Annotated in this window: 2 protein-coding genes; both read right to left on the bottom strand. The window is 68.5% G+C overall.

Annotated features, from left to right (window positions below):
* Positions 1-30: 30 nt before the first annotated feature.
* Complete coding sequence (locus tag ACXJKR_RS30370) at positions 31-1233, bottom strand: acetyl-CoA C-acetyltransferase (RefSeq protein WP_457326012.1); 1203 nt, start codon at positions 1231-1233, stop codon at positions 31-33.
* Positions 1234-1250: 17 nt separating this feature from the next.
* A partial coding sequence (locus ACXJKR_RS30375; RefSeq protein WP_457326013.1) for an acyl-CoA dehydrogenase family protein occupies positions 1251-2201 on the bottom strand: 951 nt, incomplete at its 5' end.

Consider the following 2201-nt stretch of genomic DNA (forward strand, 5'->3'; position numbering starts at 1 on the left):
ATGGGTCCCATTGCCGCCGGGAGACAGGCCCTAGACCCGTTCGATGATGGTGGCGATGCCCATGCCGCCGCCGACGCACAGCGTCACGGCGCCGGTCTGGAGATCGCGTCGCTCCAACTCATCGAGCAAGGTGCCCAGCAGCATGGCGCCGGTTGCGCCCAACGGGTGGCCGAGCGCAATTGAACCGCCGTTCACGTTGACGCGATCCAGGTCCAGGCCCAGATCGCGCGCCGTCTTCATCGGCACCGCGGCGAAGGCCTCGTTGATTTCCCACAGGTCGATATCGGACGCCTGCATGCCGGCCTGGCGCAGTGCCTTCTGACAGGCTGGTGTCGTGCCGGTCAACATGATGGTCGGCTCGCTGCCGACGACGGCGGCCGCACGGATGCGCGCGCGGGGCTTGACTCCCGCCGCTTCGCCGCCGGCCTTGGAGCCCACCAGCACCAGGGCTGCGCCATCAACGATGCCCGACGAATTGCCGGCATGGTGGCGGTGTTCGATCGCCGACGCCTGCGGGTATTTGCGCAATGCCAGGCCGTCGAACTTCGCGCCCAGCTTGATGAAGCTGGGGTTCAGCGCCGCCAGCGTCTCGATGGATGTTTGTGGGCGGATGGTTTCGTCCTCGGCCAGCAGCAGGGCGCCGGCTTCGTCATGTACCGGCACCAGCGCGCTCGAGAAGTGTCCTTCGGCACGCGCCGCGGTGGCACGCTGATGGGAGCGCGCCGCGTAGGCGTCGAGCTCGTCGCGCGTGAAGCCCTCCAGCGTCGCGATCAGATCAGCGCTGATGCCCTGCGGCACGAAACCGATGGCGCTGACGACGCGCTCATCCAGCATCCAGGCGCCGCCGTCGCTGCCCATGGGCACGCGGCTCATGCTCTCGACACCGCCGGCCACGACCAGGCGTTCGAAGCCGCTGGCCACCTTGGCCGCTGCGAGGTTGACGCTCTCCAGCCCCGAGGCGCAGAAGCGTGACTGCGTGACGCCGCCCACCGACTGCGCCCAGCCGGCGTCCAGCACGGCGATGCGGGCGATGTCGCCACCCTGCTCGGCGATGGGTGTCACGCAGCCAAGGATGACGTCGTCGACCAACGACGTGTCGAGCCGGGTGCGCTGCTGCAGGGCCTGCAGCACGCTGCGCACCAGCCAGATCGGCGTGGCCGCGTGCAGCGAACCGTCGGGCTTGCCCTTGCCGCGCGGCGTGCGGCAATGGCCGTAGAGATAGGCGTCGAACATGGGGGTCTCCAGGGGCCTCACATGGATCGCGAAGCCAGCTCTTTCATGATTTCATTGGTGCCGCCGTAGATGCGCGTCACGCGGGCGTCGGCCCACAGTTCGGCAATCGGCGTCTCCAGCATGTAGCCATAACCGCCGAAGAGCTGCAGGCAGGCGTCGGTCAGCCGCGAGGCGAGGTCGCTGCACCAGGCCTTCACCAGCGCCGCGCGGGCGGCGTCGAGCTCACCTTTCAGATGGGCCGAGATGGCGGCATCGAGCAGCGCGCGGGCGGCGAGCACGTCGCTCTGCGCCTGGGCCAGCACGAAACGGGTGTTCTGGAAGTTCCAGATCGGCTGGCCGAAGGCCTCGCGCTGCTTGGCGTAGGCCACCGTGTCGTCCAGCGCGCGTTCCGTCATCGCGACGGCCTGGCATGCGATGACGAGGCGTTCCTGCGGCAGTTCGCCCATCAACTGGCCAAAGGCCAGGCCCTCGCTTGACCCAAGCAGGTTGGCGGCCGGCACGCGCAGCTCATCAAAGAAAAGCTCGCTGGTGTCCTGGGCGTGCAGGCCGATCTTGTCCAGGCGACGGCGCGTCAGGCCCGTCGTGCCGGCATCGATCTCCGCGACGACCAACGACAAGCCCTTGGCACCCGGTGCGTCCCCGGTGCGGCAGAYGATGACGATGAGGTCGGCGTTCTGTCCATTGGTGATGAAGGTCTTCTGCCCGTTGATGACGTAGTGGTCGCCCTTTTCGTCAGTGACGCGGCGTGCGCGGGTGCGGATGGCCTGCAGGTCAGAGCCGGTGCCCGGTTCCGTCATCGCGATGGCGCCAACGCGCTCGCCGGTGGCCATCGCTGGCAGCCAGCGCGCCCTCTGCTCGTCATTGCCGTGGCGCAGCAGATAGGGCGCGACGATGGCCGAGTGCACGCTGCCGCCGAAGCCGCCCAGGTTGGCCCGCGCAGCCGCCATGACGATGACGGCCTCATGGCC

The sequence above is a fragment of the Roseateles sp. P5_E11 genome, assembly GCF_054049355.1.

Coding starts and splice junctions, on each gene's coding strand:
- ACXJKR_RS30370 (WP_457326012.1), bottom strand. CDS start 1,233: ATGTTCGACGCCTATCTCTACGGCCATTGCCGCACGCCGCGCGGCAAG.